Source organism: Bordetella genomosp. 4, assembly GCF_002261185.1.
Classification (GTDB): domain Bacteria; phylum Pseudomonadota; class Gammaproteobacteria; order Burkholderiales; family Burkholderiaceae_B; genus Bordetella_A.
Map to the genome: position 1 here is coordinate 115,390 of NZ_NEVQ01000021.1, position 24,600 is coordinate 139,989.

Annotated in this window: 21 protein-coding genes; 16 read left to right on the forward strand and 5 right to left on the reverse strand. The window is 62.3% G+C overall.

Translation table 11 applies throughout. The annotated features are described in order from the left end of the window. Window positions 1-27: 27 nt before the first annotated feature. Both CAL20_RS20830 and CAL20_RS20835 read left to right on the forward strand, forming a co-directional pair. The gene (locus CAL20_RS20830; protein WP_094838873.1) at window positions 28-399 is read left to right on the forward strand and encodes a YciI family protein; all 372 of its coding nucleotides are present in this window, start codon (window positions 28-30) and stop codon (window positions 397-399) included. 154 nt (window positions 400-553) lie between these two features. Beyond that, complete coding sequence (locus tag CAL20_RS20835) at window positions 554-1,183, forward strand: LysE family translocator (RefSeq protein ID WP_094838874.1); 630 nt, start codon at window positions 554-556, stop codon at window positions 1,181-1,183. Window positions 1,184-1,445: 262 nt separating this feature from the next. On the opposite strand, the gene CAL20_RS20840 is transcribed toward CAL20_RS20835, so the two are convergent. Next, a complete protein-coding gene (locus CAL20_RS20840; RefSeq protein WP_256981666.1) occupies window positions 1,446-2,123 on the reverse strand; it encodes a TetR/AcrR family transcriptional regulator in 678 nt (225 codons plus the stop codon). 139 nt (window positions 2,124-2,262) lie between these two features. Between CAL20_RS20840 and CAL20_RS20845 the strand changes: the two genes are divergently transcribed. The 7 genes from CAL20_RS20845 (at window position 2,263) to CAL20_RS20875 (ending at window position 11,786) form a co-directional block, all read left to right on the forward strand. Further along, the gene (locus tag CAL20_RS20845) at window positions 2,263-4,050 is read left to right on the forward strand and encodes an ABC transporter ATP-binding protein (RefSeq protein ID WP_094822986.1); all 1,788 of its coding nucleotides are present in this window, start codon (window positions 2,263-2,265) and stop codon (window positions 4,048-4,050) included. After that, window positions 4,044-5,798, forward strand: a complete 1,755-nt coding sequence (locus CAL20_RS20850) for an ABC transporter ATP-binding protein (protein WP_094838875.1) — start codon at window positions 4,044-4,046, stop codon at window positions 5,796-5,798. The genes CAL20_RS20845 and CAL20_RS20850 overlap by 7 nt, the downstream gene beginning before the upstream one ends. Continuing rightward, complete coding sequence (locus CAL20_RS20855) at window positions 5,798-6,739, forward strand: ABC transporter permease (RefSeq protein ID WP_094838876.1); 942 nt, start codon at window positions 5,798-5,800, stop codon at window positions 6,737-6,739. The genes CAL20_RS20850 and CAL20_RS20855 overlap by 1 nt, the downstream gene beginning before the upstream one ends. Then, on the forward strand, window positions 6,739-7,686 hold the full coding sequence (locus CAL20_RS20860; protein ID WP_094838949.1) for an iron chelate uptake ABC transporter family permease subunit: 948 nt from the start codon (window positions 6,739-6,741) through the stop codon (window positions 7,684-7,686). Before CAL20_RS20855 ends, CAL20_RS20860 begins: the two co-directional genes overlap by 1 nt. Beyond that, a complete protein-coding gene (locus tag CAL20_RS20865) occupies window positions 7,683-8,459 on the forward strand; it encodes an iron ABC transporter ATP-binding protein (protein WP_094822989.1) in 777 nt (258 codons plus the stop codon). The genes CAL20_RS20860 and CAL20_RS20865 overlap by 4 nt, the downstream gene beginning before the upstream one ends. After that, complete coding sequence (locus CAL20_RS20870; RefSeq protein ID WP_094838877.1) at window positions 8,456-9,469, forward strand: siderophore ABC transporter substrate-binding protein; 1,014 nt, start codon at window positions 8,456-8,458, stop codon at window positions 9,467-9,469. Before CAL20_RS20865 ends, CAL20_RS20870 begins: the two co-directional genes overlap by 4 nt. Window positions 9,470-9,569: 100 nt before the next feature. Further along, window positions 9,570-11,786, forward strand: coding sequence for a TonB-dependent receptor (locus CAL20_RS20875; RefSeq protein WP_094838878.1), 2,217 nt, complete (start codon window positions 9,570-9,572; stop codon window positions 11,784-11,786). A 482-nt stretch (window positions 11,787-12,268) separates the two neighbouring features. Here CAL20_RS20875 and CAL20_RS20880 read toward each other — a convergent pair whose 3' ends face one another. Beyond that, window positions 12,269-13,225 carry a DUF2332 domain-containing protein gene (locus CAL20_RS20880; protein ID WP_094822992.1) on the reverse strand — a complete coding sequence of 319 codons (957 nt, stop codon included), beginning with the start codon at window positions 13,223-13,225 and terminating at the stop codon, window positions 12,269-12,271. 193 nt (window positions 13,226-13,418) lie between these two features. Between CAL20_RS20880 and CAL20_RS25905 the strand changes: the two genes are divergently transcribed. Beyond that, window positions 13,419-13,733, forward strand: coding sequence for an imm11 family protein (locus tag CAL20_RS25905; RefSeq protein ID WP_373558315.1), 315 nt, complete (start codon window positions 13,419-13,421; stop codon window positions 13,731-13,733). Here the strand turns inward: CAL20_RS25905 and CAL20_RS20890 are convergent. After that, entirely contained in the window at window positions 13,703-14,563 is an 861-nt protein-coding gene (locus tag CAL20_RS20890; RefSeq protein ID WP_094838879.1) for an NmrA family NAD(P)-binding protein, read from the reverse strand. The genes CAL20_RS25905 and CAL20_RS20890 overlap by 31 nt on opposite strands. A 401-nt stretch (window positions 14,564-14,964) precedes the next feature. Between CAL20_RS20890 and CAL20_RS20895 the strand changes: the two genes are divergently transcribed. The 4 genes from CAL20_RS20895 (at window position 14,965) to CAL20_RS20910 (ending at window position 19,486) form a co-directional block, all read left to right on the forward strand. Then, window positions 14,965-15,492, forward strand: a complete 528-nt coding sequence (locus CAL20_RS20895) for a sigma-70 family RNA polymerase sigma factor (protein ID WP_094823096.1) — start codon at window positions 14,965-14,967, stop codon at window positions 15,490-15,492. A gap of 67 nt (window positions 15,493-15,559) precedes the next feature. Continuing rightward, window positions 15,560-16,525 (forward strand): FecR domain-containing protein, encoded by a 966-nt coding sequence (locus CAL20_RS20900; protein ID WP_094838950.1) that lies wholly within the window; start codon window positions 15,560-15,562, stop codon window positions 16,523-16,525. A gap of 134 nt (window positions 16,526-16,659) precedes the next feature. Then, on the forward strand, window positions 16,660-19,140 hold the full coding sequence (locus CAL20_RS20905; protein WP_094838880.1) for a TonB-dependent siderophore receptor: 2,481 nt from the start codon (window positions 16,660-16,662) through the stop codon (window positions 19,138-19,140). A gap of 55 nt (window positions 19,141-19,195) precedes the next feature. Continuing rightward, window positions 19,196-19,486: a hypothetical protein gene (locus CAL20_RS20910; protein WP_094822995.1), complete on the forward strand. Its 291-nt coding sequence runs from the start codon at window positions 19,196-19,198 to the stop codon at window positions 19,484-19,486. Between the two features lie 155 nt (window positions 19,487-19,641). On the opposite strand, the gene CAL20_RS20915 is transcribed toward CAL20_RS20910, so the two are convergent. Then, on the reverse strand, window positions 19,642-20,955 hold the full coding sequence (locus CAL20_RS20915; RefSeq protein ID WP_094838881.1) for an MFS transporter: 1,314 nt from the start codon (window positions 20,953-20,955) through the stop codon (window positions 19,642-19,644). A 79-nt stretch (window positions 20,956-21,034) separates the two neighbouring features. Beyond that, the gene (locus tag CAL20_RS20920) at window positions 21,035-22,363 is read right to left on the reverse strand and encodes an amidase (RefSeq protein ID WP_094838882.1); all 1,329 of its coding nucleotides are present in this window, start codon (window positions 22,361-22,363) and stop codon (window positions 21,035-21,037) included. A gap of 163 nt (window positions 22,364-22,526) precedes the next feature. Between CAL20_RS20920 and CAL20_RS20925 the strand changes: the two genes are divergently transcribed. Beyond that, the gene (locus CAL20_RS20925; RefSeq protein ID WP_094838883.1) at window positions 22,527-23,573 is read left to right on the forward strand and encodes a LacI family DNA-binding transcriptional regulator; all 1,047 of its coding nucleotides are present in this window, start codon (window positions 22,527-22,529) and stop codon (window positions 23,571-23,573) included. A 124-nt stretch (window positions 23,574-23,697) separates the two neighbouring features. After that, complete coding sequence (locus CAL20_RS20930; protein ID WP_094838884.1) at window positions 23,698-24,534, forward strand: hypothetical protein; 837 nt, start codon at window positions 23,698-23,700, stop codon at window positions 24,532-24,534. Window positions 24,535-24,600: the final 66 nt, after the last annotated feature.

Consider the following 24,600-nt stretch of genomic DNA (forward strand, 5'->3'; position numbering starts at 1 on the left):
AGGGCATTAACCCTAAAAGGATCTCTCATGAAATATCTCGGCCTGGCTTACTTCACTCCCGAAAAGTTTGCCGCGATGGCGCCAGATGACATCAAGGAACTGGAGAACCAATGTCCAGAGTTGGACGAAAGGATGCGCGCCACCGGCAAGGTTCTGGTTTCTACGTCGCTTGGTGATGTCGAGAGCTGGAAGACGCTCCGCCCGCGCAATGGTAAGACGAGTATCACCGACGGGCCTTACACCGAGTCGAAGGAAGTGGTGGGCGGGTTGTTCATTATTGAGGCGGACAGCCAGGAGGAGGCGCTGCGGATTGCGTCCATGCATCCGGCTGCCACGATCGGCGAAGAAGGCGGGTGGGCCGTGGAGCTTATTCCTATGGATTTCTACTTGGCCCTGTGAGAGTTTGGAAATCACAGTAAGTCCATTCCGAAGGAATCTCAGTGCTACCTATCCGCCCACGCGCGGGTACAGCGCTTGCTGGCGGCGTGATGTTCCCAGCTATACACCGATGGACCGCGGCGATGTTTTCTCTCCGCCTCGCAGGAGATATCCAATGACCGACCAAGCCCAATTCCTTGTGTTCCTCGCAGCCGCGGGCACGCTAGCCGTCATGCCGGGTCCCGGGTTGCTTTATCTGACCGCTCGCGCTCTGGCCGAGGGGCGTGCCGTGGCCCTGCGGTGCTGTGTGGGATCTTTCGGTGGTGGCCTGGTGCACGTCGTGGCTGGTTCGGCAGGCTTGTCAGCCTTGTTGCTAGCGAGCTCCACAGCTTTCAGCGTCCTCAAAATGGCGGGCGGTTTTTATCTGCTGTGGCTGGCATGGAAAACATGGCACCGCGCTGGCGCTTCGCAGAGCGTGCCTGGCACTTGGGGTCGCGGCGGACCGGCGATCCAGGGGTTCATTGTCGAAGCCACCAATCCGAAAACGGCTTTGTTCTTCCTCGCCTTCATCCCGCAGTTCATCGATGTGAAAGCAGGCCATGTCGCGATGCAGTTCATCGCTTTGGGCGTCACATCTGTGGTGCTGAACACCGCTGTGGCACTGATCGTAATTTTCACGGCGGCGAATATGCAGCAACGCATCGCTCATCATCGTGGCATGATGGGGTACACGCAAAAGGGCTCAGCGCTATTGCTCGCAGCGCTCGGATTTGCCACTTTGCTCGTTCGCAAGCCGCAAACGTAAAGGTTTAAACACCGTTTGACGGCATCTCTGCGCTGCTTGGTGTTCGGTTCTGGCCGGGAGCGGACGGATGAGTACGGCTTCTTGCTGGCTGACGGAATTAGTCAGTGTCGCCTTGCCACCACCGGGACGCCCCGCTATCAAATCGGCCTGTTCAGTTGTGTAACTGCTGATGCAGCACCTGGCTGGCGAAGCCGTGGCGAAACGGCACGTCGATCAGGGCTTTACCTCTGGTCCTGCACGAAACAAGCTGAGCGGCAGGCTCTCAGGCTTTGCGCGACTTCTTGGCGGCCGTCACTACCTTGTTTGCCGCCAAGCCTGTCGCCTGCTGTCCAGGGCCGTCATTCAGCGTCGTCGTCAGACCGATGATAAGGGCCTGCATGCCCTGATCGAGTTCGACCTCCATTTCGGATTCTTCTGCTGCACGCGCCGCGTCGACGATCGGCTCCAGCCCCGCAACCGAATACACCGTGTCCGCCACCGCAAGGCCGTGAAACGCCACGGTCGCCAGCAGGATGCGCGATTGTTCCTTTGAGATGCCATAGGCGTCGGCGATGTGGCGCTGATGCCCGTCAATCTTCGCCAGCATGGACGGCGTCGCAGCCAGCCGCCGGATGACGTAGGGCGTGACGCCCGGATGCGCCTTGACGAACTCGCGCACGGATGTCGCGAACACCGTCAGGTAGTCCTTGAGGTCGCCGCGATCGCGGCTACAGGCCTGCGGAATCTGCCACCGCTTGAAGATCTCTTCGGCGACCAGGCGCTTGAGCTCTTCCAGGCTGGCCACGTGCTTGTACAGCGCCATGTGGCTGACGCCCAGCGCCGCTGCGACGCCGACGAAGGTGATGTTGGGCAGGCCCACGGCGATGCCGGCATCGGCGATCCGCTCGCGGGTGATGGTGGGAGGGCGTCCCCGCGCGGGGCGGCGCTCTGGCGGCTGCATGTCTGATCCCTGTTGTTGGCTTCGGCGATCCCGCACTTTAACCCGTCCCGCAATTATTTAGTTTATTACTATGCAACTATTTCAGGATTTAGTTTATAGTAATGCAAATAATTATCAACCTCGTCCTGGTACTTCGTTCATGAGCACTTCCGGAGCCGCGCCGGCCCACGCTAAACAACCCGGCCCGCTCAGCCTGGTGTTGACCCCGATCCGCGGGCAACTTATTGCCGCAGCCGCGCTTGCCGCAGTTGGCACCATGCTCACGCTGGCGCCGCTGGTCGCCATCGCGCACATTGCACGCCTCGTCCTGGAAGGTCCCGCGTCCACGGCTCCCGAGTTGTGGTGGTCCGTCGCCGCCGCCGTCGCGTGCCTGTTCACTGGGATGGCGCTGGTGTCGGCTGCCGAACTGACCGCCCACCTGGCCGACAACCGGATCACGCATCATCTGCGCCTGGCCGGTGCGCGGCGGTTGGCGCAGGTGCCGCTGGGCTGGTTCACGGAGCGGGCCTCGGGCGAGGTCAAACAGGCATTGCAGGACGACATGGCGACGCTGCACAGCCTTACCGCGCATTTCTTCACGGCGGCGGGGCGGGCCGGCGGCGCCATCGCGGCGTCGGCGGTCTACCTGTTTGCGCAGGACTGGCGCCTTGCCATCGCGGCGCTGCTGCCGTTCCCGGGCTTCTTCCTCTTTCTGCGCCGGGCCATGAAGGCCGGCGGCGCGAACATGCCTGTGTTCATGGAACGCCTCGGCCGCCTCAACGGCGCGACCGTCGAATTCGTCAATGGCATACCCGTGGTCAAGGCGTTTGGCGATGCAGGCAAGGCTCATCGCGGCTACCGGGACGCGGTAGACGACTTTGCCGCGGCATTTGCCGACTTCACCCGGCCATTGGTCGCCGCGATGGCGCGGGCTCACGCGCTGATCGCGCCGGTCACGGTTCTGGGCGTGGTGCTGGGCGCGGGCGCGCTGTTCGTGGCGCTGGACTGGATGGCGCCGGTGGACGTGCTGCCTTTCGCATTGGTGGCGCCGGGCATCTGCGCGCCGATGCTGTTGCTGCACACGCTGTTGCACGATCTGGGCAGCGCCGCGGGCGCGGCGCAACGGGTGCTGGCGCTGTTGAATACCCCCGTTCTCGAGATGCCGCCGGCGGGGTGCGGACAACTGCCCGAAGGCCATGAAGTCCGGTTTGAAAACGTGGGCTACCGCTATGGCGACGGCCACGAGGCCGTGTCCGGCATCACGTTCACGCTGGCGCCCGGCACGGTGACCGCCATCGTCGGCCCGTCCGGCGCCGGCAAATCCACGCTTGCCCGCCTGCTGGTGCGGTTCTTCGACCCGGCGCAAGGGCGCATCACGCTCGGCGGCGTGGACCTGCGCCAGATCGAGAGCGCGCAGCTCTACCGGCGCATCGGCTTCGTGCTGCAGGAGGTGCGGCTCATCCACGCCAGCGTGCGTGACAACATCGCGCTAGGCCGGCCGGGCGCCACCCAGCAGGAAATCGAAGCCGCCGCGCGCGTCGCAAACATCCACGAACGCATCCTGGCCTTGCCGCGCGGCTATGACGCCGTGATCGGCGAAGACGCGCAGCTCTCGGGCGGCGAACGCCAGCGCGTGAGCATTGCGCGCGCCGTCCTGCTCGATCCGCCCGTGCTGGTGCTGGACGAGGCCACGGCTGCGGCCGATGCCGGCAACGAGGTGGCCGTCCAGGAAGCGCTGTCGCGCTTTGCGCGGGGTCGCACGCTGCTGGTGATCGCGCACCGGCTGGACACGGTGGTGCATGCCGATCGCATCCTGGTGCTGGAGGGTGGGGTCATCACCGAACAGGGGCGGCATGACGCGCTGCTGGCGCAAGGCGGCTGCTATGCGCGGCTGTGGGCGCAGGGCGGTCATGCATTGGCTACGGCGCAAGAGGAGCCGGCATGCTGACGACCTTTGTGCGCCTGCTTGGCAAGGACGTTGCGTTCCTGTTTCACTACGGGCGGCTGGCCGCCGCCTATGGGCTGGCCTGCGGGCTGACCATGGCGGCCACGGCGCCGCTGTTTACGCATCTGCTGGCCGGCGACACGCGGCAGGCCGCTCCGTGGCTGGCTGCGCTGCTCGCCGGGGTGGTGTGCTGCGGGGCGCTGCGCCTGCCGGTCGAACGGGCCGGCGTGCGTGTGGGCGTCGCCATCCTGCAGGCCGGCCGCCATCGGCTGGGCGACCACGTGGCGCGCCTGCCTGTCGGCTGGTTCACGCCGCAGAACACCGCGCGTCTCAGCCATGTCGTCACGCAGGGCATGATGACGGTGGCCCAATTGCCCGCGCACGTCTTCACGCCGCTCATCGCGGGCGTGGCCGCGCCCCTCGTGCTGGTGGCGGCCCTGTTCGCGCAGCATTGGCTGCTGGGGCTGATCGCACTGGCGGCGCTGCCGCTGCTGGCGGGCGTGCTGGCGCTGACCGCGCGGCTGGCGGGGCGCGCCGACGCCGCGTTTCATCGGCGCTTTGCCGAAACCAGCCAGCGCGTGGTGGAGTTTGCGCAGGCGCAGTCGGTGCTGCGCGCCTTCAGCGCGGAAGGCGGCGGCATGCGGTACATCGAGCAATCCCTCGACGCGCAGCGCCGATCGGGCACGCGCCTGATCTGGCGGTCGGCGGCCGCGGCCGTGCTCAACGTTTGGGCGGTCCAGGCCGTCTTTGCCGCCTTGCTGATCGCGGCGGCTCTGTGGCTTAACGAACTGCTCGGCGCCGGCGCCACTACCGGGGAAATGGTGGCCGCCGTTGTCGCGATGCTGCTGGCGGTGCGCTACATCGACGGCTTGCTCGAGGTTGCCGGCTATGGCGAGGTGCTGCGCGGCGCGCGCGCCCAGCTTGAAGCGATCGATGCGCTCTTTGCGGCCGCGCCGTTGCCGGAACCCACCGTACCGCATAAGCCAGGCGACGCGTCCATCGAATTGCGCGGTGTGCGCTTCCGCTACGCGCACGATGCGCCGAACGTGTTGCACGGTGTGAACCTGCGTATCGAGCCGGGCAGCATGGTCGCCCTGATCGGCGCGTCAGGGTCCGGCAAGACGACGCTGGTGCGGTTGATGGCGCGATTCTTCGACGTGACGCAAGGCAGCGTGCACATCGGCGGCGTCGACGTGCGGCAGATCGCCAGCACGCAACTGGCCGGGCACATCAGCCAGATATTCCAGGACACGTATCTCTTTACCGGCACCATTGCCGACAACATCCGCGGCGGCCGGCCGGGCAGCAATGATGACGATATCCTGCAGGCCGCGCGCGAAGCGGGCGTGGACGAGATTGCCGCGCGCCTGCCGCAGGGCATGGACACGCCGGTGGGCGAAGGCGGCGCGCGGCTGTCGGGCGGCGAGCGCCAGCGCATCGCCATCGCCCGCGCGCTGCTCAGTGAGGCGCCTATCCTGCTGGTGGACGAAGCGACCGCAGCGCTGGACGCGGGCAATCAGGCCGTCATCGCCGGCACGCTGGCGCGCTTGCGCGGCAAGCGGACGCTGGTGGTCATTGCGCATCAGTTGTCGACGGTGGCGATGGCTGATGAGATCGCGGTGGTGGAGGACGGCCGGATCGTCGAAGCGGGTGCGCCGGCGGCGCTGCGCGCGAGCGGCGGACGGTACGCGCAATTCCTGACACAGCGCGAGGCCGCCAAGGGTTGGCGCATCGCCGGAGACCGCGTCTGATGCGTGCCGGGCTGTCGGTGCTGTTCGTCGTGCTGTGCGGCGCGTCCCTCCTGGTCGGCGCGCGGCAGTTGGCCTGGACGCAGCAGTTTACGCTGTCCGGCGACGCGTGGCTGACGCTGACCGCCAGCCGCCTGCCGCGGCTGGCCGCGCTGGTGCTGACGGGCGTCGGCCTGTCGGTGTGCGGCGTGATCCTGCAGCACATCGTGCGCAACAAGTTCGTCGAACCCGCCACGTGCGGCGGGCTGGACGCCGCCAAGCTGGGCATCCTGGTTGCGCTGACGGTGGCGCCGTCGATGGGGCCGGGCGGGCGGATGGCGTTTGCGCTGGCATTCTGCTTTGCCGCCAGCCTGGTCTTCGTCATGATCGTGCGCCGCATCCGGTTCAAGAACACGGTACTGGTGCCCGTGATGGGACTGATGTTCGGCGGCGTGCTGAGCGCGCTGGCCGAATTCCATGCCTACCGCAACAACATCCTGCAAAGCATGCAGGGCTGGCTGCTGGGCGACTTCTCAAAGATCGTGCAGGGCAATTACGAGATCATCTATCTCATCCTGCCGATCGTCGTGCTGACGTACCTTTATGCGCACCGGTTCACGGTGGCCGGCATGGGCGAGGACATGGCCGCAAGCCTGGGGCTGAATTATCCGGCCACCGTCGCGCTGGGCCTGATGCTGGTGGCGGTCACGGTGTCGACCACGGTCATCACGGTGGGCGCGATTCCGTTCGTGGGTTTGGTGGTGCCCAATCTGGTCGCGCTCCACTATGGCGACAACCTGAGCCGTACGCTGCCCGTCGTCGCCTTGGGCGGCGCGTCGCTGCTGCTGGTCTGCGACATCCTGGGGCGCGTGCTGATCTATCCGTTCGAAGTGCCCATTGGCCTGACGGAGGGGGGCGTGGGCGGCGTCCTGTTCCTGGCGCTGATTCTCTGGAAGCACCGATGATGCGCGCAGCTTCCCGGAACGCGGTCTGGATGGCGGTCATCGCGTTGGCCGTGGTGTTCCTGTTTTTCCGGTCGGGCCTGGACTTCGACTACGTCATCCCCAAACGCCTCGCGCGGCTGGCGGCCATGGTGATCGGCGGCGTCTGCATCGCGTGGTCGTCGATCGTGTTCCAGACCCTGACCGGCAACCGGATCCTCACGCCCGCCATCATGGGCTACGAGGCGGTGTACCTGCTGCTGCAGTCCGTGTTGATCCTGGCGCTGGGCACGCAAAGCCTGGTGCTGCTGGGGCCGAACGGCAACTTCCTGATCTCGGTCCTGGTGATGCTGGCGTATTCGTGGATTCTGCATCGCTGGCTGTTCCGCCGCGGCAGGAAGAACGTGTATTTCCTGCTGCTGGTGGGGCTGGTGCTGACCATGGTGATCGGCACCTTCACGCAGTTCGTGCAACTGAAGACCAGTCCGGGCGAGTTCTCGATCCTGCTGGGCTTTACCCAGGCCTCGTTCGGCAAGGCCGCGCCGGCGCAGTTGCTGGCATCCGCCGCCGTTGTTGCCGCGGTATGCCTGGCCGGACGCAGGCAATTGCCGACGCTGGACGTCCTGGCGCTGGGGCGTGACCAGGCGATGTCGCTGGGTGTTGACCATCCGCGGGCCGTGCAACTGCATCTGGCCTTGATCGCGGTGCTGGTTGCCGTTTCCACCAACCTGCTGGGACCCACGGCGTTCATGGGCATCTTCGTGGCCAACACCGCGTATGCCCTGGCAGGCACACGCCGGCATCGCGTCACATTGCCCACCGGCTGCGCAATCGCCGTCGGCATGTTCATCCTGGCCCAGCTCGCGGTCGAGCACATCTTCAACTACAAGACCACCGTCGGGATCCTGGTCAACCTGGTGTGCGGCGGCTGGTTTCTCGCGCTGATGGCGCGCACGCGGGGCACCGCATGATCACGACCAGAAATCTTTGCAAAATCCATGGCGCGAAAGCCGTCTTGCGCGACGTGAGCCTGCAGTTCCCCGAAGGCAAGCTGACATCGCTCATCGGCCCGAACGGCGCGGGCAAGACCACGCTCCTGATGATGATGGCGCGGTTGATGGAACCGACGCAGGGCGACGTCTTCATTGGCGACCGCAACGTGGCGGACATGCGCCGCGCCGATTACGCGCGGCGCGTCGCCACCTTGCGCCAGTCTCCCGACTTCAACCTGCGGCTCACAGTGGAAGACCTGGTGGCATTCGGGCGCTTTCCCTACAGCCGCGGCGCCTTGACGCCGCAGGACATGCAGGCGATCGACGAGGCCATCACGTTTCTATCGCTGGATCCGCTGCGCCGCGCCTACCTGGACGAGCTGAGCGGCGGCCAGCGGCAGATGGCGTTCATGGCCATGACCATCGCGCAGCAGACCGATTGCCTGCTGCTGGACGAGCCGCTGAACAACCTGGACATCCGGCACGCGGTCCAGATCATGCGTGCGCTGCGCCGCCTGTGCGACGACCACGGCCGCACCGTGATCCTGGTCGTGCACGACATCAACTTCGCGGCCAGCTATTCGGACCATGTCGTCGCGCTGAAGGGCGGGGTGGTGCATTGCGCGGGCGCGGTACATGAGGTCATGACCGAAGACCGGCTGCGCGAACTGTATGGACTGGATTTCGAGATCACGCAGGGCGATCGCGGTCGTCTGTGCAACTACTTCAATCCCCCTGGAGAACTGAAATGATCCTGTCGCACTGGCCGAGGGCGCTGCTGCTTGCCGCGGCGTTGGCCACAACAGCGGCGCTGCACGGCTGCGGCCAAGCCACGGACACGCCCAAGGCGGCGGCGGCAACGGCCGCCGCGGCACCCGCTGATGCGCCATCGCAGAATGCCTATGTCCCGATCACCGTCAAACACAAGCTGGGCGAGACCGTGATCGACCGGCTGCCGCAGCGCGTGGTGGCCCTGGACATGAACGAAGTCGATTTTCTGGACGAGCTGGGCGTCCCCGTCGTGGGCATGCCCAAGGACTTCGTGCCGCACTTCCTGGCCCGCTACCGCGACGCGCCCGAAGTGCAGGACATGGGCGCCATCGTCCAGCCGAATCTGGAGCGCGTGCACGCGGCAAAGCCGGATCTCATCCTGATCACCTCGCTGCAGGCGAACCACTACAAGGAGCTGAGCCAGATCGCGCCGACCATCCACTTCGACGTGGACTACCGCGACAGTCAGGCCGATCACATCGAGATCGTCAAGGACCATCTGCTGACGCTGGGACGCATTTTCGGCAAGGAGGACCTTGCCCGCACGAAGGCGGCCGATCTGGACGCCAAGGTTGAAGCGGCCCGCGCGCTCATCCGCGATCGTCCGGAAACGGCGCTCGTCGTGCTGCACAACAACGGCGCCTTCAGTTCATTCGGCGTGCATTCCCGCTACGGCTTCATCTTCGAGGCGCTGGGCGTGAAACCGGCCAGTCCCTTGGCCGATGGCGGCCTGCATGGCCAGCCGATCTCCAGCGAATTCATCCAGCAGGCGAACCCGGGCATCGTCTACGTGGTCGACCGCACGGCCGTGATGGAACGCCGGCCGGCCCTGAACGCCGAGACGCTGGGCAACCCGCTGCTGCGTCAGACCGCCGCGTGGCAAGACGGCCGCGTGGTCTTTGCCGACGCTGAAGCCTGGTATGTCACTGCCGCCAGCGTGAAGTCGCTGCATCTCATGATCGATGAAGTCATGAGGCCTTACCGGAACTGATTTCTCAAGACGCCCCGCGCGTCATTGCCGATCCAAACGCAAATGATTCCCAGTCGCCCGGATTGCCGGGCGATCCCAGCTCAACTGAACGGAGCATTCCATGAGCAAACGTCGCCATAGCGGCCGCGTCGCACGTCCTTCGTCGCTAGCCGGGCAGGCAAAGCCCGCCTTTTCCTTGAACCCTCTCGTCGCCGCCGTGTTCGGCCTTACGCTGGGCGCCGCGGTTGCGGCGCCAGCGTGGGCGCAGCAGGAGGCGGGTGTGAAGACCCTGCCCACGGTGACGGTCACGGGTCAGGCCGACGCGCAGGAAGCGCCGTCAACGCCCTACGCCGGTGGCCAGGTCACGTACGGCGGCCGTGTGGGCTTCCTGGGCGACAAGGACTTCATGGACACGCCGTTCTCCGTCATCAACTACACGGAAAAGTACATCGAGGACCTGCAGGCCAAGGACATCACCGATGTCATCGCCCGCACGGACCCGTCGGTGTTCAGCAACGGCGTGTCGGGCGCGTGGAGCGAAAACTACTCGATCCGCGGCTTCTCGTCCGCCACCACCGACATGACGTTCAACGGACTGGCCGGCATGGCGCCTTACTACCGGACATCGCCCGAGATGTTCGAGCGGATCGAGGTCTTGAAGGGCCCGTCCGCTTTGCTGAACGGCATGCCTCCCGGCGGTTCGGTCGGCGGCACGGTCAACCTGGTGTCCAAGCGCGCCGGCGCCGAGCCCCTGACGCGCCTGACGGCCACCTACATGTCGGACGCGCAGTTCGGCGGGCACCTGGACATGGGGCGGCGCTTCGGCGAGAACCAGCAGTTCGGCATCCGGTTCAACGGCATGTACCGCAACGGCGACGGCCCCGTCGACGACCAGAAAAAGCGTGCGCAACTGGCGTCGCTGGGCCTGGACTGGCGCGGCGAGCGGGTCCGCATCTCCGCCGATCTGTACGACACCGATGAGCGCATCGACGGCGTGACGCGCGGCATCAACCTGGCGCCCGGCATCGGCGTGCCCAAGCCGCCCAAACCCGAAACTCTGTTGAACCCGGATTGGGCCTACGTGAAGAACCAGGATCGTGGCGCCATGATCCGCGGCGAATTCGACGTCACCGACAAGCTGATGGCGTACGCGGCCATCGGCACCAGCCGTTCCGAATACACCTACAGCGGCGCCATGTCGGCGCAGGTGTTCAACGATGCCGGCGATTTCCGCACGTCGATGGGACAGCTCAACATGGAGGTGGACAAGACCTCCGGCGACGCGGGCCTGCGCGGCAAACTGCAGACCGGCGCGATCAAACATCAGTGGGTGCTGAACGCCACGTACTACTCCGATGATCAACACGATTACGGCCGCCGCTCGGTGCCTGGCGCGGACTGGGTCACCAACATCTACAACCCCGTCTGGGGTCCGGCGCCCGCCGGCGTTTTTCCCCCCATCATGCACAGCAAGACGCGCATGATCAGCTATGGCCTGGCCGACACCTTGTCCTTTGCCGAGGACCGCGTGCAACTGACGCTGGGCGCGCGCCGCCAGGAGGTCCGCACCGACAGCTTCAGCGTCGCCACCGGCGCGCGCACCAGCCGCTATGACGCCTACGCCACGACGCCCGCCGCCGCGCTGCTCGTCAAGGCGACGGACAATATTTCCGTGTACGCGAACTACATCGAGGGCCTCTCCAAGGGTCAGTCCGCGCCCGCCACCGCGGCCAACGCAGGCGAGCTCTTTGCGCCCTTCAAGACCAAGCAGAAGGAGATCGGCCTGAAGGTCGACCTGGGCGACTTCACCCATACGCTGGCGCTGTTTGAAATCGAGCGCCCCAGCAGCTACACCGATCCGGTCACAAACGTGTTCTCGTTCGGCGGCGAGCAGCGCAACCAGGGCGTGGAATGGGGCTTCTTCGGCGAACCGCTGCGTGGCGTGCGCCTGATCGGCGGCGTCGCCTACATCGATCCCAAGGTGACGAAAGCCGCCGTCGCGGCCAACGAGGGCAAGCAGGCCACTGGGATCCCGAGGCTACAGGGCAAACTTGGCATGGAATGGGACGTGCCGGCGGTGCAGGGGCTGACGTTGACCGCCAACGCGACCTCGGTGTCCAAGCAGTACATCAGCGCGGACAACTCGCTGTCGGTGGGCGGGCGCACCACGTACGACATCGGCGCGCGCTATGCCACTCGGGTGGCCGACCGCCAGGTGGTGCTGCGCGCCGCCATCAACAACCTGACGAACAAGGCCTACTGGGGGATGCCTCAACTGTCGAGCCTGGCGCTGGGCGCGCCGCGCACGTTCATGTTGTCGGCGTCGATGGACTTCTAAGCGGGCGCGGCGCCAGAAACACCTCGGCTGCCATCAAGAGCCCCATGCTCGCCAGCGCGTCTGGCGTGCATGGAACCGGAACGTGCGGAAGGCAACCCTCAGCAGCAGTTGAAAGTAGTTCTGGGGGCGCAAGCGTCGTTGAGCGGCTCCCAGATTGAGCACGGCGCTGGCATAGATTCAGGGGAAAAAGACTTTCTTGTGATGAGTCTGTAGTCAAGGAAGCTTAGGTTAAGCATTACGCCGTCAAGAGTGGTGCGCTGCCGGGATTTACGCTAACGGTACCGAACCAAGCGCCATCCCATCGTCGCCCGCCCGATTCAAATCGTGAGCGACTGCTACGCAGTGGGCCAAGGTCGTGTGATCCAATGACGGCTTCGGGGTCGGAAGATGCCTGTCATCGACGTCTGGATCCGACCCAAAGCGCTCTCTTGCATCTCTTGATGACGAAGATTCCGACGGCGGGTAGTGAAGAAAGCGCTGAATCACAGCCATTGCAGCGCAGCACCATGCGGATCCGTCCAGGCCAACGCATGGCCATCGGCGCATAACAGGAACATGCCGGACGGTTGCGGCGTGGCCGCGGGCACGAATTGTGGAAAAACCAACGGACTTTCGTTGCTGATCCAGACGCAACGCGAGGCCAACATGTTGCGTGCAAATTCATTGCGCAGAGCCTGGTCCATCACGTAGTTCAGGACAGCGGAGTGATACACAACCACGGTCGCTTCCGCCGGAGCCTGTTCGATTAAGGAAGCAAGATCCCGCAGCAAATCGCCCCGGACGATCTGAGGCGGCTCGCGTCTGCAGATCCGTAGCGCAGACTGAAGGCGGGCGAGTCGATTGCCATCCTCGGGCCACACCAAGTCCTCGAGCCACTTCCTGTCCTCGTCGCAGTGAACGTCGATTGGGCTCAGGTCTAGTCCAGCCCTCCACACAATTTCAGGATAGGTGTGGGGGAGCGAGCCCGCGCCGGTGACCGCACAGGGGAATACCGGATAACCCGAATCGTCTCCACACGGAACCAGGCGTTGGGACCCCCAGTCGTAGCCGTATTTGTCCATCAGCAGGACCAGCCCTGCAGAGGCCCCCACTTCGATGAGCGCTATCTTGCCCCCGATCGAAGCTAGAGCAGGTAGCAATACTGCACAGCGCGCTGGTTCGTTAGTCTGCGTGGAACGAGTCAGCATAAGAGCCCGGATGGCGGCGCCATGTTGCGCCAGGCCTGCATCGAATCCCGCGGTCGAAGTGGGCGCGCCTACGGTATGCCGGAACGCTGCAAACAGCAGATTGGGTTGCTGTTTATCTACAGGCAGACCCTGTAAAAACGCCAGTGCGTCAAACGAATTCGCGACATGCAACGCCCATTTTTCATACAAGGGCGAGCGACCCGCCGCCTCGATTCTTGCAAATCTCAAATAGCGCTCAGCAATTCGATCCATGCCATCTCCTATACGCAGATGAGTCTCGGCAGATTAGCATCGGTCGCGCGGAGCTATCATCTTGTCGACCATTTTTCCGAACCGTCCCGGGACTCACGTGGATCACGTATCCTGGGCACCGTTTCGACGAAACTTGTGGCTGCGTTAAAGCCCCGCTAGCATCGGCTCAAATGCACTCCCGCCCCGCCCCCGCATCCATGACGGAAGCCCCGCCCCTCGGTACTACCTGGGCAATGCGCTGCGCAGACTCGATGCCCTGGATGAAGCCGCTTCTCGTGTGAGGATCAAGCTCGATCACAATGATCAGACCGGCAAGGACGAGAAACTTTATAGCCTCGTCGGCGGGGCCAGCTTGGTGTTCAAGCAGGACGTTGTGGGAGATGCCCATATCTTCCGCCAGGATCGCATGGGAGCACCGCCCGTCTGCGACCGCGCGATGTTTGATGCGCGTCGTGGCGTACTCAGTTGCTGGCTATATCAGACATGGACCACCAGGTCCCGAATGTAAGCCTCCAGGGTGGTCGATCCGCGCAGCGGGGTGTCCGACAAGTCAAAGCCGCTGTCGACGCACACCTCGGTCATACGGGCATAGGATTCAGCGGCGGCTTCAGAAAATCCCTGGTTGACGAACGTCTGCTGCCATTCCGCTCGCGGTACGACGTGGACCTCGACAGGCCGGCCCAAGGTCTCCGCGAACGCTCGCGCTACGTCGCTGGGTGTATACCGCCTCGGGCCTTCTACGTAGCGGACGCCGCAGTCGTCGAGAGACGTCATTAAACGGGCGGCTGCGACTTCGCCCAGGTCTTTCGGCGCGACCATCGGAATGGCGAGATCCGCCGGGAAAAGACTGGGCAACACGCCGGTGTTGCGCACCGTTTCGAGTAACCCGTCCCAGTTGCTCATGTAGTAAGCAGCACGGTTCACGGCCGCCGGCAACGCCTGGGCCCGTAGCCCTTCTTCCAGTTCCCACAGCACGTTCAAATCGCCAATGCGGCTGCCCGGCTGGGCGCCGCCCGTCGACTCGGCAACGACTTTTTCAAGCCTGGATCCCTCGAGCGCGGCGAGTATGTTCGCAACGGTATGTCTTTCGACGACGTCGGTGTCGGTGGTCGTGTCCGCCGGAGGATTCAGTAGAAAAGCGCGTCGGCCACGCCGGAACGCGGCGCGTAATGACGCCACGTCTTCCACATTGGCTTGGACAATGTCGGCGCCCCGAGCACGCCAGTGCGCGGCGCGAGCCGCCGAGCGGGTAACGATGGTTACCTCCGCGCCAAGCGCGAGCAAAGCGCGCGCGGTAGCCGCCCCGACGTGGCCGGTGCCCCCCATGATGATGTACATGTGTATGTCCTCCGGTTGATGCGCGTTGCGAGCGTCCCGGCATCCGGGCCGCGCCTCATGGAGTCAAACTGAGTTCCCAGCTATCGCTGGCCACGTTGTGTAACGGCGGTGTCCCTCGGAGTAAGGGGGCAGCGCAGGACGCCCGATCAATATCCACGATTGTGCGCAATCTGGAACCGAGTGTCGAGCGGCTCTTACTGGCCGCAAGCTGCCTTTGGTGATTGGCTGCTCCCGGCCAGACCGGACGTCGGCCACAGAAGTGCTCCATGACGAAAGTCCGGCTCCTCGCATGCCAAGCATTTCCTCATGAGTTATCATTCGTCTCGATTCTTGCAAATACGAATTAGTTTCGTTTACAAAACCTAGACGGAGAGGCCCCACTGCCGCGGGCCGGAATGGAAATGAAGGTTGACGGATACGGTACGGTACCGTCCATGGATGTGATCTATTGCGATCACCACGAATGGCTCCAAGGATGGCTACGCCGCCGGCTGGGCAACGCGGCGGACGCCGCCGACCTGGCTCATGACGCTTTCCTTCGCTTACTCAGCAAGCCGGCCTCGCAAGGATTCAAGAGCTTTCCGGAAGCCCGCGGCTACTTGCGCGCCATGGCCAATGGCCTGTGCGCGGACTTCTGGCGACGACGTGAAGTCGAACAAGCCTGGCTGGACACGCTAGCCGCGCGGCCCGAATCATTCGAGCCGTCTCCCGAGCAACGCGCATTGATCATCGAAACGCTGATGGAAATCGGCACAATGCTGAGCCGCTTACCGCACAAGGCCGCCACGGCCTTCGTCATGGCACAGGTGGACGGCGTGCCTTACCGCGACATCGCCCAGACCCTGGAAGTGTCAGAGCGCATGGTCCAGAAATACATTGCTCAGGGCATGTTGCATTGCGCCCTGATCGATGCCGGGTTGGGCAAGTGAACAGATGGCGTCGCCTCAGCGGATTGCGCCCAGGGACATCGAGGTCGAGCCTCCGTCGGGCAGCGCTATGAAAACCGATTTCGACAGCCTGCAACAGGCAGCCAACTGGTTTGCGTTGTTGCGCGCGGATAGCGTGGCCGAGCAGGACCGGGCCGCGTGGCAGACCTGGCTGCACGAACGGACCGAACACGCAACCGCGTGGCATCACATCGAAGCCGTCAGCCAGCGGTTCGAGCCGCTGCGCCTGGGCGGGGTCGACGCGGCGCTGGCGGGCACCACCGTGGCGCGCAAGAGCGCGCTCAAGCGGCGCCAACTGCTGAGCAGCGGCGCCATCGTGCTAGGCACGAGCGTGCTGGGCTGGCTGGGGTGGCGTCACACGACGCTGCCCGACCTGGCGCTAGCGTTTGCCGCCGACTATTCCACGAACACCGGAGAACGGCGGGACCTGCTGCTGGCAGATGGATCAAGGATCTGGCTCAACGCTCGTAGCGCGCTGGATGTAGATTACCGCGGCGCCGCGCGCCGCTTGACGCTGCTGGCGGGAGAGATCCTGGTCGAAACGGCACCCGCTCGCGCCAACCGCCCGTTCTATGTCGAGTCCCGCTTTGGCCGCATGCAGGCGTTGGGCACGCGATTCAGCGTGCGCCTGACGGAAAGCCAAGTTCAGCTGGACGTCTACGACGGCGAAGTGGCGGTACGCAACCCTGCCGGCGCGTCGGTGAATACGGTAGCAGGCGGCCAAGTCCGCTTCAATGCCGAATCGATTCTGTCCACCGAGCAAGCCGACCCCGCCCGCGAAGCGTGGAGCCGAGGTGTCGTGCTGGCTGACAACCTGCCCTTGAAAGCGCTCATCAATGAACTGGGCCGATACCGCAAGGGCTATCTGGGCGTCGCGCCGGAAGTCGCCGACATGCTCGTCATGGGCGTGTTCCCAGCCGACGACTCCGACCGCGCCCTAGCCATGCTGGAACGCAATCTCCCCGTGCGCGTGCAGCGGCCTCTGCCATGGTGGACATCGATCGTCGCGCGCTGACTGCAAAACTTTTTTCAAAAGGCAGTTCGGGTTTTTGAATCTCATCCGATTTACGGAATGAGAGAAGATCACATCGACGTGTCGATGGCCTCCCTCTCGCTGTTCACCATCACGCCCTGAGGGATTTCCGCCTTATGCTTCGCCGCCGTACCCACCTCTGCGCCGACCGCGCATTGAACCCCGCCCCGCGTTTTGCGATCTGGCCCGTGGTGCTCGCCCTGCACATGGCTGTTGCCGGCTTGATCGGCGGCGCGGCGGCCTGGGCGCCTGTGGCGCACGCACAAGCGGCCGAGTTCCGCGACTACGCCATCCCGGCCGGCCCCTTGACCGCCGCACTCAATCAACTGGCTGCAGACGCCGGCGTGTTTTTGACCGCACCCGGCACACTCACCCAAGGCAAGGTCACGGCCGGTCTGCAAGGCCGCTACAGCGTGCAAACCGCCTTTCAGACGCTGCTCATGGGTTCCGGCCTGCAAGCCGTGCGGCAGGCAGATGGCGCATACACCTTGCGCCCCGAAAGCACGGACGAGAACGCAGCGACGATTCTGGAGCCGGTCGCCGTATTCGGAAACTTCGACGCACCCGTCAGCGAAGGTACGGGCAGCTACACCGTGCCGGTCAGCAGCACCGCGACGAAGATGAATCTGTCGATCAAGGAAACGCCGCAATCGATCAGCATCATCACCCGGCAACAGATCGAGGACCAGCAACTCAACAGCATGACCGACGTGCTGAACCAGACGCCGGGTATCACCATGTCCCAGGACGGCGGCGAGCGCTTCAACATTTATTCGCGCGGCAGCGCCATGGACACTTATCAGTTGGATGGCGTGACGACCACACAGGTGAACCAGTCACGCACCATGCCAAGCACCTTGCTCGATATGGCGCTCTACGACCGCGTGGAAGTGGTGCGCGGCGCCACGGGCCTGATGACGGGCGCCGGCAACCCGAGCGGTATGGTCAACCTGATCCGCAAGCGGCCCACGCACGAGTTCCAGGCCTACACACAGGTGGGAGCCGGGTCGTGGGATCTTTATCGCGCTGAAGCCGATATCTCGGGCCCGCTCAGCAGCGACGGCAGACTGCGCGGCCGGCTGGTGGCCGCCAAGCAGGACAACCATACATTCATGGATGCCTACACGCAGGACAAGGACGTGCTGTATGGCGTTATTGAAGCCGACCTGACGGATACCACGCTGCTGCGGTTCGGCATCGACCACCAACAGTACAAGGCGACGGGCGCGCCGGGCGTCCCCTTGATCTTCACCAACGGCCAGCAGACTAGCTTCACACGCTCGACCAGTTCCGGTGCCCGCTGGATGTACGACGAATTCAAGACCACCAACTACATGGTGAACTTCGAACAGGCGCTAGCGCATGACTGGCAGTTCAAGGTCGCAGCCAACTACATGGACGTAGATCGCTCCAATCTGAACGGTTCGTATCGGGTGGGTTCCGGGCGATCCTTCCTGGACCAGGTCACGGGCAACGCTGGCATGCTGGCCTACCGGGCAGGTGCGACGCAAACCCAAACGGGTGTGGATGTCACGATCCAGGGCCCCTTTGAACTGGGTGGACGGACGCATGAATTCATCGCGGGTTTCAACTTCCAGGACTACGAGAACAAGCACAAAGGCTGGGACGTAGGGGTATCCACGGTCAACTTTCACACCTGGGGCAACAACATGCCCCGGCCGGGCGACACCGGCACCGTGGGCGAGATCTTCAACGTGAAATCGCGCCAGAGCGGCAGCTATGCGGCATTTCGTCTTAACCCCATCGATGACGTGCATCTGATTCTTGGCGCGAGGCGCTCCGACTACAACTACGACTATTACTACGAGAGCCCCACCGACAATTTCCTGCAAACCTACAGCATGCGTGCGCGCGGCGAGATCACTCCCTACGCTGGCATTGTCTATGACCTGACGCCCGAACAATCGGTCTATGCAAGCTATACCGACATCTTCCAGCCACAATCATCCCAGGACCGCAACGGCAACGTCCTCGATCCCATCGTGGGCAAGAACTATGAGATGGGCTGGAAGGGGGAATTTCTGAACGGCCGCCTGAACACCAGCGTGGCCATATACCGGTCTCAGAAAGACAATGTAGCGGAACTGGACGCGGGCTACACCGTGCCGGGGACGGACAACCCGGCTTATCGTGCGGCCAAAGGCGCCAAGACCACGGGCATCGACCTGGAAGTGGCTGGTGAAATCCTGCCGGGCTGGAACATGCATGCGGGTTTCAGCCATGCAAAGAGCGAAGACGCGCAAGGCTCGCAATTGCTGACCCAATTGCCCGTCAACACGCTGCGTCTGTGGACGACGTATCGGCTGGGCGGCGCCTGGAACGGGTTGACGGTGGGCGGTGGCGTCGACTGGACGTCGAAGACCTCGTTGTACTTCAGCCGCTATGACAGCACAGTCAAGCAGGATGCATACGCGGTGGTGAACCTGATGGCGCGCTACCAGTTCAACAAGAATCTGGCGGCAACGTTGAACATCAACAACCTGTTCGACAAGACCTACTACCAGGGCATTGGCGGCAGCTACGGCCACTACGGATCGCCACGGTATGCTGGCGTGACGGTGCGCTACGACTTCTGATCCCGATACAGAGCAACGTAAAATCTCAGGCTTTCCGCCTCCACATACTTCCCTTATGAACCTTGAACGACTGCGTCGCGAATTTCCCGATTTCGACATAACAACCCTGCCTACCCTACCCGAAGGTTTCTTCGACGCGTCGAGTTACATCGATGCAGCTCCTTCGTTCGAGAACGAGGAGCGCAGCTTGAAAGTGTATGTCGACTACGCTAGCTATGCCGACCGCGAATCCGGCAGGAGCCAGCGCTTCTGCGTTTCCCGCTATGACGAGGAAGCAGGCGATTTTGAGGACGTCGCCCTGTCGACTAACGATTGGGCCGAAGTCATGCGCTTCCTGACCGCCTGAAATCCCTGGCCAGAAGCGATCGGTTTCCGCTCCGACCGTCGGATGATCGCCGTGGAGCTTATTCCGATGGAGTTCTATCTGGCTCTATGACGGTTTGGAAGCCACAGCGCTCGCACGCGCTGCGGTCAACCTCATTACTTCACAGCCATCGCCGCTCAATTAGTTTGACCCGGCCGGACAAATAACATTGCCAACACGCCCACCCCCGTCGCAACGGCAGCTGCAATGAACATGGACGAATAGCCATACTGCATCGTGAGATAGCCGGTCAACGTAGGCGCAACAATAGCGGCCGTATTGGCAACCGCATGCGTCATCCCGCTGAAAGCACCCGTGCGAGTAGCAGGCGCTGTATCGATGACGACAGCCCAAAACACCGAGTTCGGCAAAGAATTAATCGCGTTGGCCAAGGTCAACAAGCCAACGGCCACCCATACCGTCTCTGCTTTCGACACAAAGAAAAAGCACACACTGGTGCACAGCAGGCAGACAGCAGCAAATAGGCTCCGAGCTTTTACGAGGCTGCCCGTGGACTTGTATATCGCATCAGAAATCCTGCCTCCCAACAGCACTGTGAAGCAAGCTCCAACCCAAGGAATCATCCCCATGTACCAGAGTGACGAGAGATTGAAATGGAATTGGTCCTCGAGATACTTTGGCGTCCACGTCAGCAGCAGGAAGTTGACGTACATGAATGAGAAATACGCCAGCGCATTGAGCACCAAGGTCCGGCTTTTGAAGTACGACCACCAAGGCACACGCACGGATGCGCTGTCATCGGTGTTGCCAGGCTTGGCTTGCTCTTCTTTTGCTTTCTCCTGAGCCAAGTAGGCTTTTTCTTCGTCAGAGATGTACTTGTTGCTCTGAGGAGTATCAGTGAACACACGCATCAAGAAGAAAAGAACGACCAGCGACACCACCCCGAGGATGATGAACATCGCCCGCCATCCACCCGTTGCGTACTGCAAGCCAGACGCAATGGGCGCTGTCAGCAAAGCGCCCAACGGCGTGCTGACCAGGCCCAGGGCCACGACAAAGCCGCGCTCTTTAGGCGCAGCCCATCGGGAGATGCTCTTGTTGATTGCCGAGTATGCGGGGCCCTCCGCAAATCCGAAAACGATCCGGATGACAGCGAAACCGGCCAACGCAGATCCGCCAAACAGCGCAATCCCCAGATCGCCTGCATAGGCCGTCGCCATCGCGAGAATAGACCAACTGCCCGCTGCCCAAAGCCAGACTTTGCGAGGTCCCAAGCCATCAGCGAGGAATCCGCCGCACAGCGCGCCAAAGAGATAGCCGTACCCAAAGTATCCGAGTAGAGCGCCCCATTGCGCTCTGTTCAATCCGTATTCCGAGGTGATGCTGGCCGCGGCATACGACATAGCGCCGCGATCAATGTAGTTCAGCAGCGCAAGCAGCATGATCAACAAAAATATGTTGTATCTGCGCCTTGGTTCTGTGGTGCTCATTTTGTTTTCTACCCTTTTTTTGATCCTGTTAGCAAAGCCGTTTCGGCCTGCGTTTTCGATTTGGTGAGTATTGAGTCAATCAAATCCGATTGGCGGACTCGAGCACAGCGCCGACTTGGTACAGCGTGGCTTCATCTTGATAGCGGCCGATCAATTGCATGCCATGCGGCAATCCGTTTGTCTCGCCGAAAGGCACGGACAGACTGGGATGACCAGAGAGATTTGTCGGTGCAGTCAGTCGCGTGATCAGCCAAAAAGTCGGATGCGCAGTACCGTCTACCAACGTTTCCCGCTCGTCGATCCGCGGCGCAGGCACACCGCATGTCGGGCTCAACAGAATGTCCACATCGGCCAAAGCCGCATCGAACGCCGACTGTGCCGAATGACGTTGTCCCAACGCGCCTAAATAATCAGCCGCTGACACGTCTGCCCCGGTCATTAAGCGAGTGCGAACCTCGGGCAGATAGGGCTTATCCTCATCCAACGCTGCCCGGTGTGTTGCATAGGCCTCTGCACGCAGGATCAGTTGCTGATTCTCGTAGATCGCCTGTGTCTCTGGCACCTCGATATCGACAACACGCGCGCCGGCGGCCTCGAGAGCCTCTCGAGCACGGCGCACACTTGCCTGCACGTCATTACTGACGAAGTCAGCGAAGTAGCCGCCGAGCACGCCGATTTTCATACCTGCGATGGGTTTTCCGACCTTTTCGGCGTAGCGGCCAGACGTAGAGCCGCACAACACTTCGAGGACTAGAGCGTTGTCCAAAATGGTCGCGCTCAAATGACCCACATGATCGAGCGTGGGACTCAGGGGAAATACACCGGTACTAGGCAGCAAACCAACGGTGGGCTTCAATCCCACCACACCACAAAACGCTGCCGGCAAGCGCACCGAAGCACTGGTGTCCGTGCCCAAAGCGGCCAGGCATAGGCCTGCCCCCACAGCGGCAGCCGAACCACTGCTGGATCCACCCGACACGTGCTCAACGTTTCTCGGGTTACGTACCGGCCCGAAGTCCGACCGATCGCCCGTGGATCCATACGCGAACTGGTGCGTGTTGGTTTTGCCAAGAATCACCGCACCCGCATTACGCAAACGTTGAACCACCGGCGCATCTGCACCGGCGACGTTTTCGGCATACTGGCTCGATCCCATCGTGGTGCGCATCCCCGCCACATCGATGAGGTCCTTGATCGCCACCGGGGCACCATGCAAAGGCCCCAGCGTTCCGCCGGCCGACATTACCTTGTCGCACAGCTCTGCGGTTGCCAGGCTCGCCGCCCGATCTACCGAGATGAAGCTATTCAGCTCGGATTGCCCGATTTTGTCCAAGTAAACCTGGACGACCTCTGACGCGGTGCTCTGCCCCGAGCGATACGAAGCTAGAAGTTGATTGATACTGCTCACGATTTCCTCTGTGCAACGATTTACCCAAACGATTGGGTTGAAGTTTCGCGCATAGCTACAGGTGCTATCAAGCATGGTTTACCCTAACGTTTGGGTAAATTTGGGTTGCCTTATGGTTTGGGGTGACTTGGTATCATTTGGGATTGCTTCAATCCTCTGTCCAATGAAACAAGGCCCTGTCACCCTGAGCGCGCTCGCACGGCTGCTAAACGTGCACGTATCCACCGTCTCGCGCGTGCTGAACGGCTCAGACGAGGATGCAAAATCGGCAGCCGCACCCGAAACCGTCCAGCGGATCCGGGACCTGGCCAAACAACTCAACTACAGGCCGAACCCGAACGCCATTGGGTTACGGACGCAGCGCACACGCACGATAGGCGTGCTGGTGCCACAACTGTCTGACATCGTGGTCGCCATGATTTACGAGGGCATAGACGCGGCGGCCGTGCACGCGAATTACCAGACGTTTGTTTCCAATACCCAAGACATCCCTGCTCGGCAACGCGAGTTGGGAGAGTCGGCGTTGGCGCGACGGGTGGATGGAATCATGTTTGCCGATGCGCGGTTGGATGATCCGTACTTCATTGACGAGATTGCGAAGCGCGGCATTCCGATGGTGCTGGTGAGCCGCCGGTTGGGGCAGCATTGCTCTGTCACGTGTGATGATTTTGAAGGCGGGCGGTTAGCGGCTGATCATCTGGTCGGGCTGGGGCATAGTGATATTGCGGTGCTTGCGGGGCAAGCACATGCGAGCACTGGGGTGGATCGCACGGCTGGGTTTGTGGCTAGGTGCGAGGAGCTGGGGGTGGATATCGATAAGGCTTGGCGGCCTACGAGCCCGTTTAATACTGAAGCTGGCCGGAGCGTGGGGGAAAGACTGCTGAGTGGATCGCGAAAGCCGACGGCGTTTTTCGCAGTGAATGATTTTTTGGCTATCGGGCTGATGGGGGCTCTGCGGGATTATGGGATGACGCCGGGGTCGGACGTGGCGGTGGTGGGATATAACGATACGCCTGTGGCTGCGGATCTGCCTATTAGTTTGACCTCGGTGCGGTCGCCTATGCATCAGATGGGATATAGGGGGGCTGAGTTGTTGATTGAGCAGATGGGGGGGAGTAAGCCGGAGTCGGAGAGGTTGGCGCCAGAGTTGGTTGTTCGGCAGAGTAGCGGGGTGGCTGGGAACCCCCACCTGCCATCCGGTTCACATTAAAGTTCTTCCCATCGTGCTGAGAGAACGACCTTTCATTCGATGTCCGTTTTCGGCCAGAAGCGGTCTGTCGCCAACTGGGTAATAATCTAGTGCTAGGAGAACTGATGGAACCTTGGGGCTTAGCATGACGGCCATTGCCATTTGGCTTAACAATGAATCGCAAGAGCACCCGACACTGTGGGTCGCCGCGGACAGCCGTATCAGTGCATCGCCAACGGAAAGAATACTGCTTGAGGATGGCGCGAAGATTTTCCCTCTTCAGATTGTTTGCCGCGAACCTGGAGCGAACGGTTTCCTTTCGAACGTCAGCTATTTCCATTCGATTGGCTTTTGCTTCGCCGGCAACACTCTTATGGGGCAGAACGCATATCTTTCACTTGCCCCACTCCTCAGCAATCTAATATCGCCGGCAGGATACGCTCCTTCGATGGCCGACATTGCTCAATATGTTCATACCTACCTGCAGCTTACATTCGACGACTACAAGGGTCGAGTGGGGGAACATGCCATATTCGAGGCGGCTCTTTTTGGCTATTGCCACTCAGTAAAAGCGCTCGCGATTGTTCACTTCAGGCCCCAGATCAGTGACGGCATGTGCGTGCTTGGCGCCTCGACAAAAAATGGAATGCAGGCTGGCGAGTTCCAGTATTTGGGAGACAAGAAGGAGTTGATGACGGGAAGACTGTCTGAAGCACTGTCGGGAGTACCCTCTCCGGGAAGACAGATTAGCAGGATGCCGCGCTACGTTATTCAGGACTGCATCGACGACGAGTCATTGCCAAGCATCGGGGGAGACCTTCAGCTCGGCATCGCCAGTTCATTCGGCTTTCAACCATTGACGCTATGCAAGCCTCGAATTGTCGGGCAGCCTGAAGCCTTCCTGAGCTACCTTGGCAGGGAGCTGACGACTGAGCTCTCGTATGTCGGCGAAGCTCGAGTTGGTTGCCCAGCAATCGTTTAGCGCTGTGTCACCGAGTACAGCTTGCGCTCGTCTGGCACCGGCCACGAGCAGTCGTGGGGTGTGGAT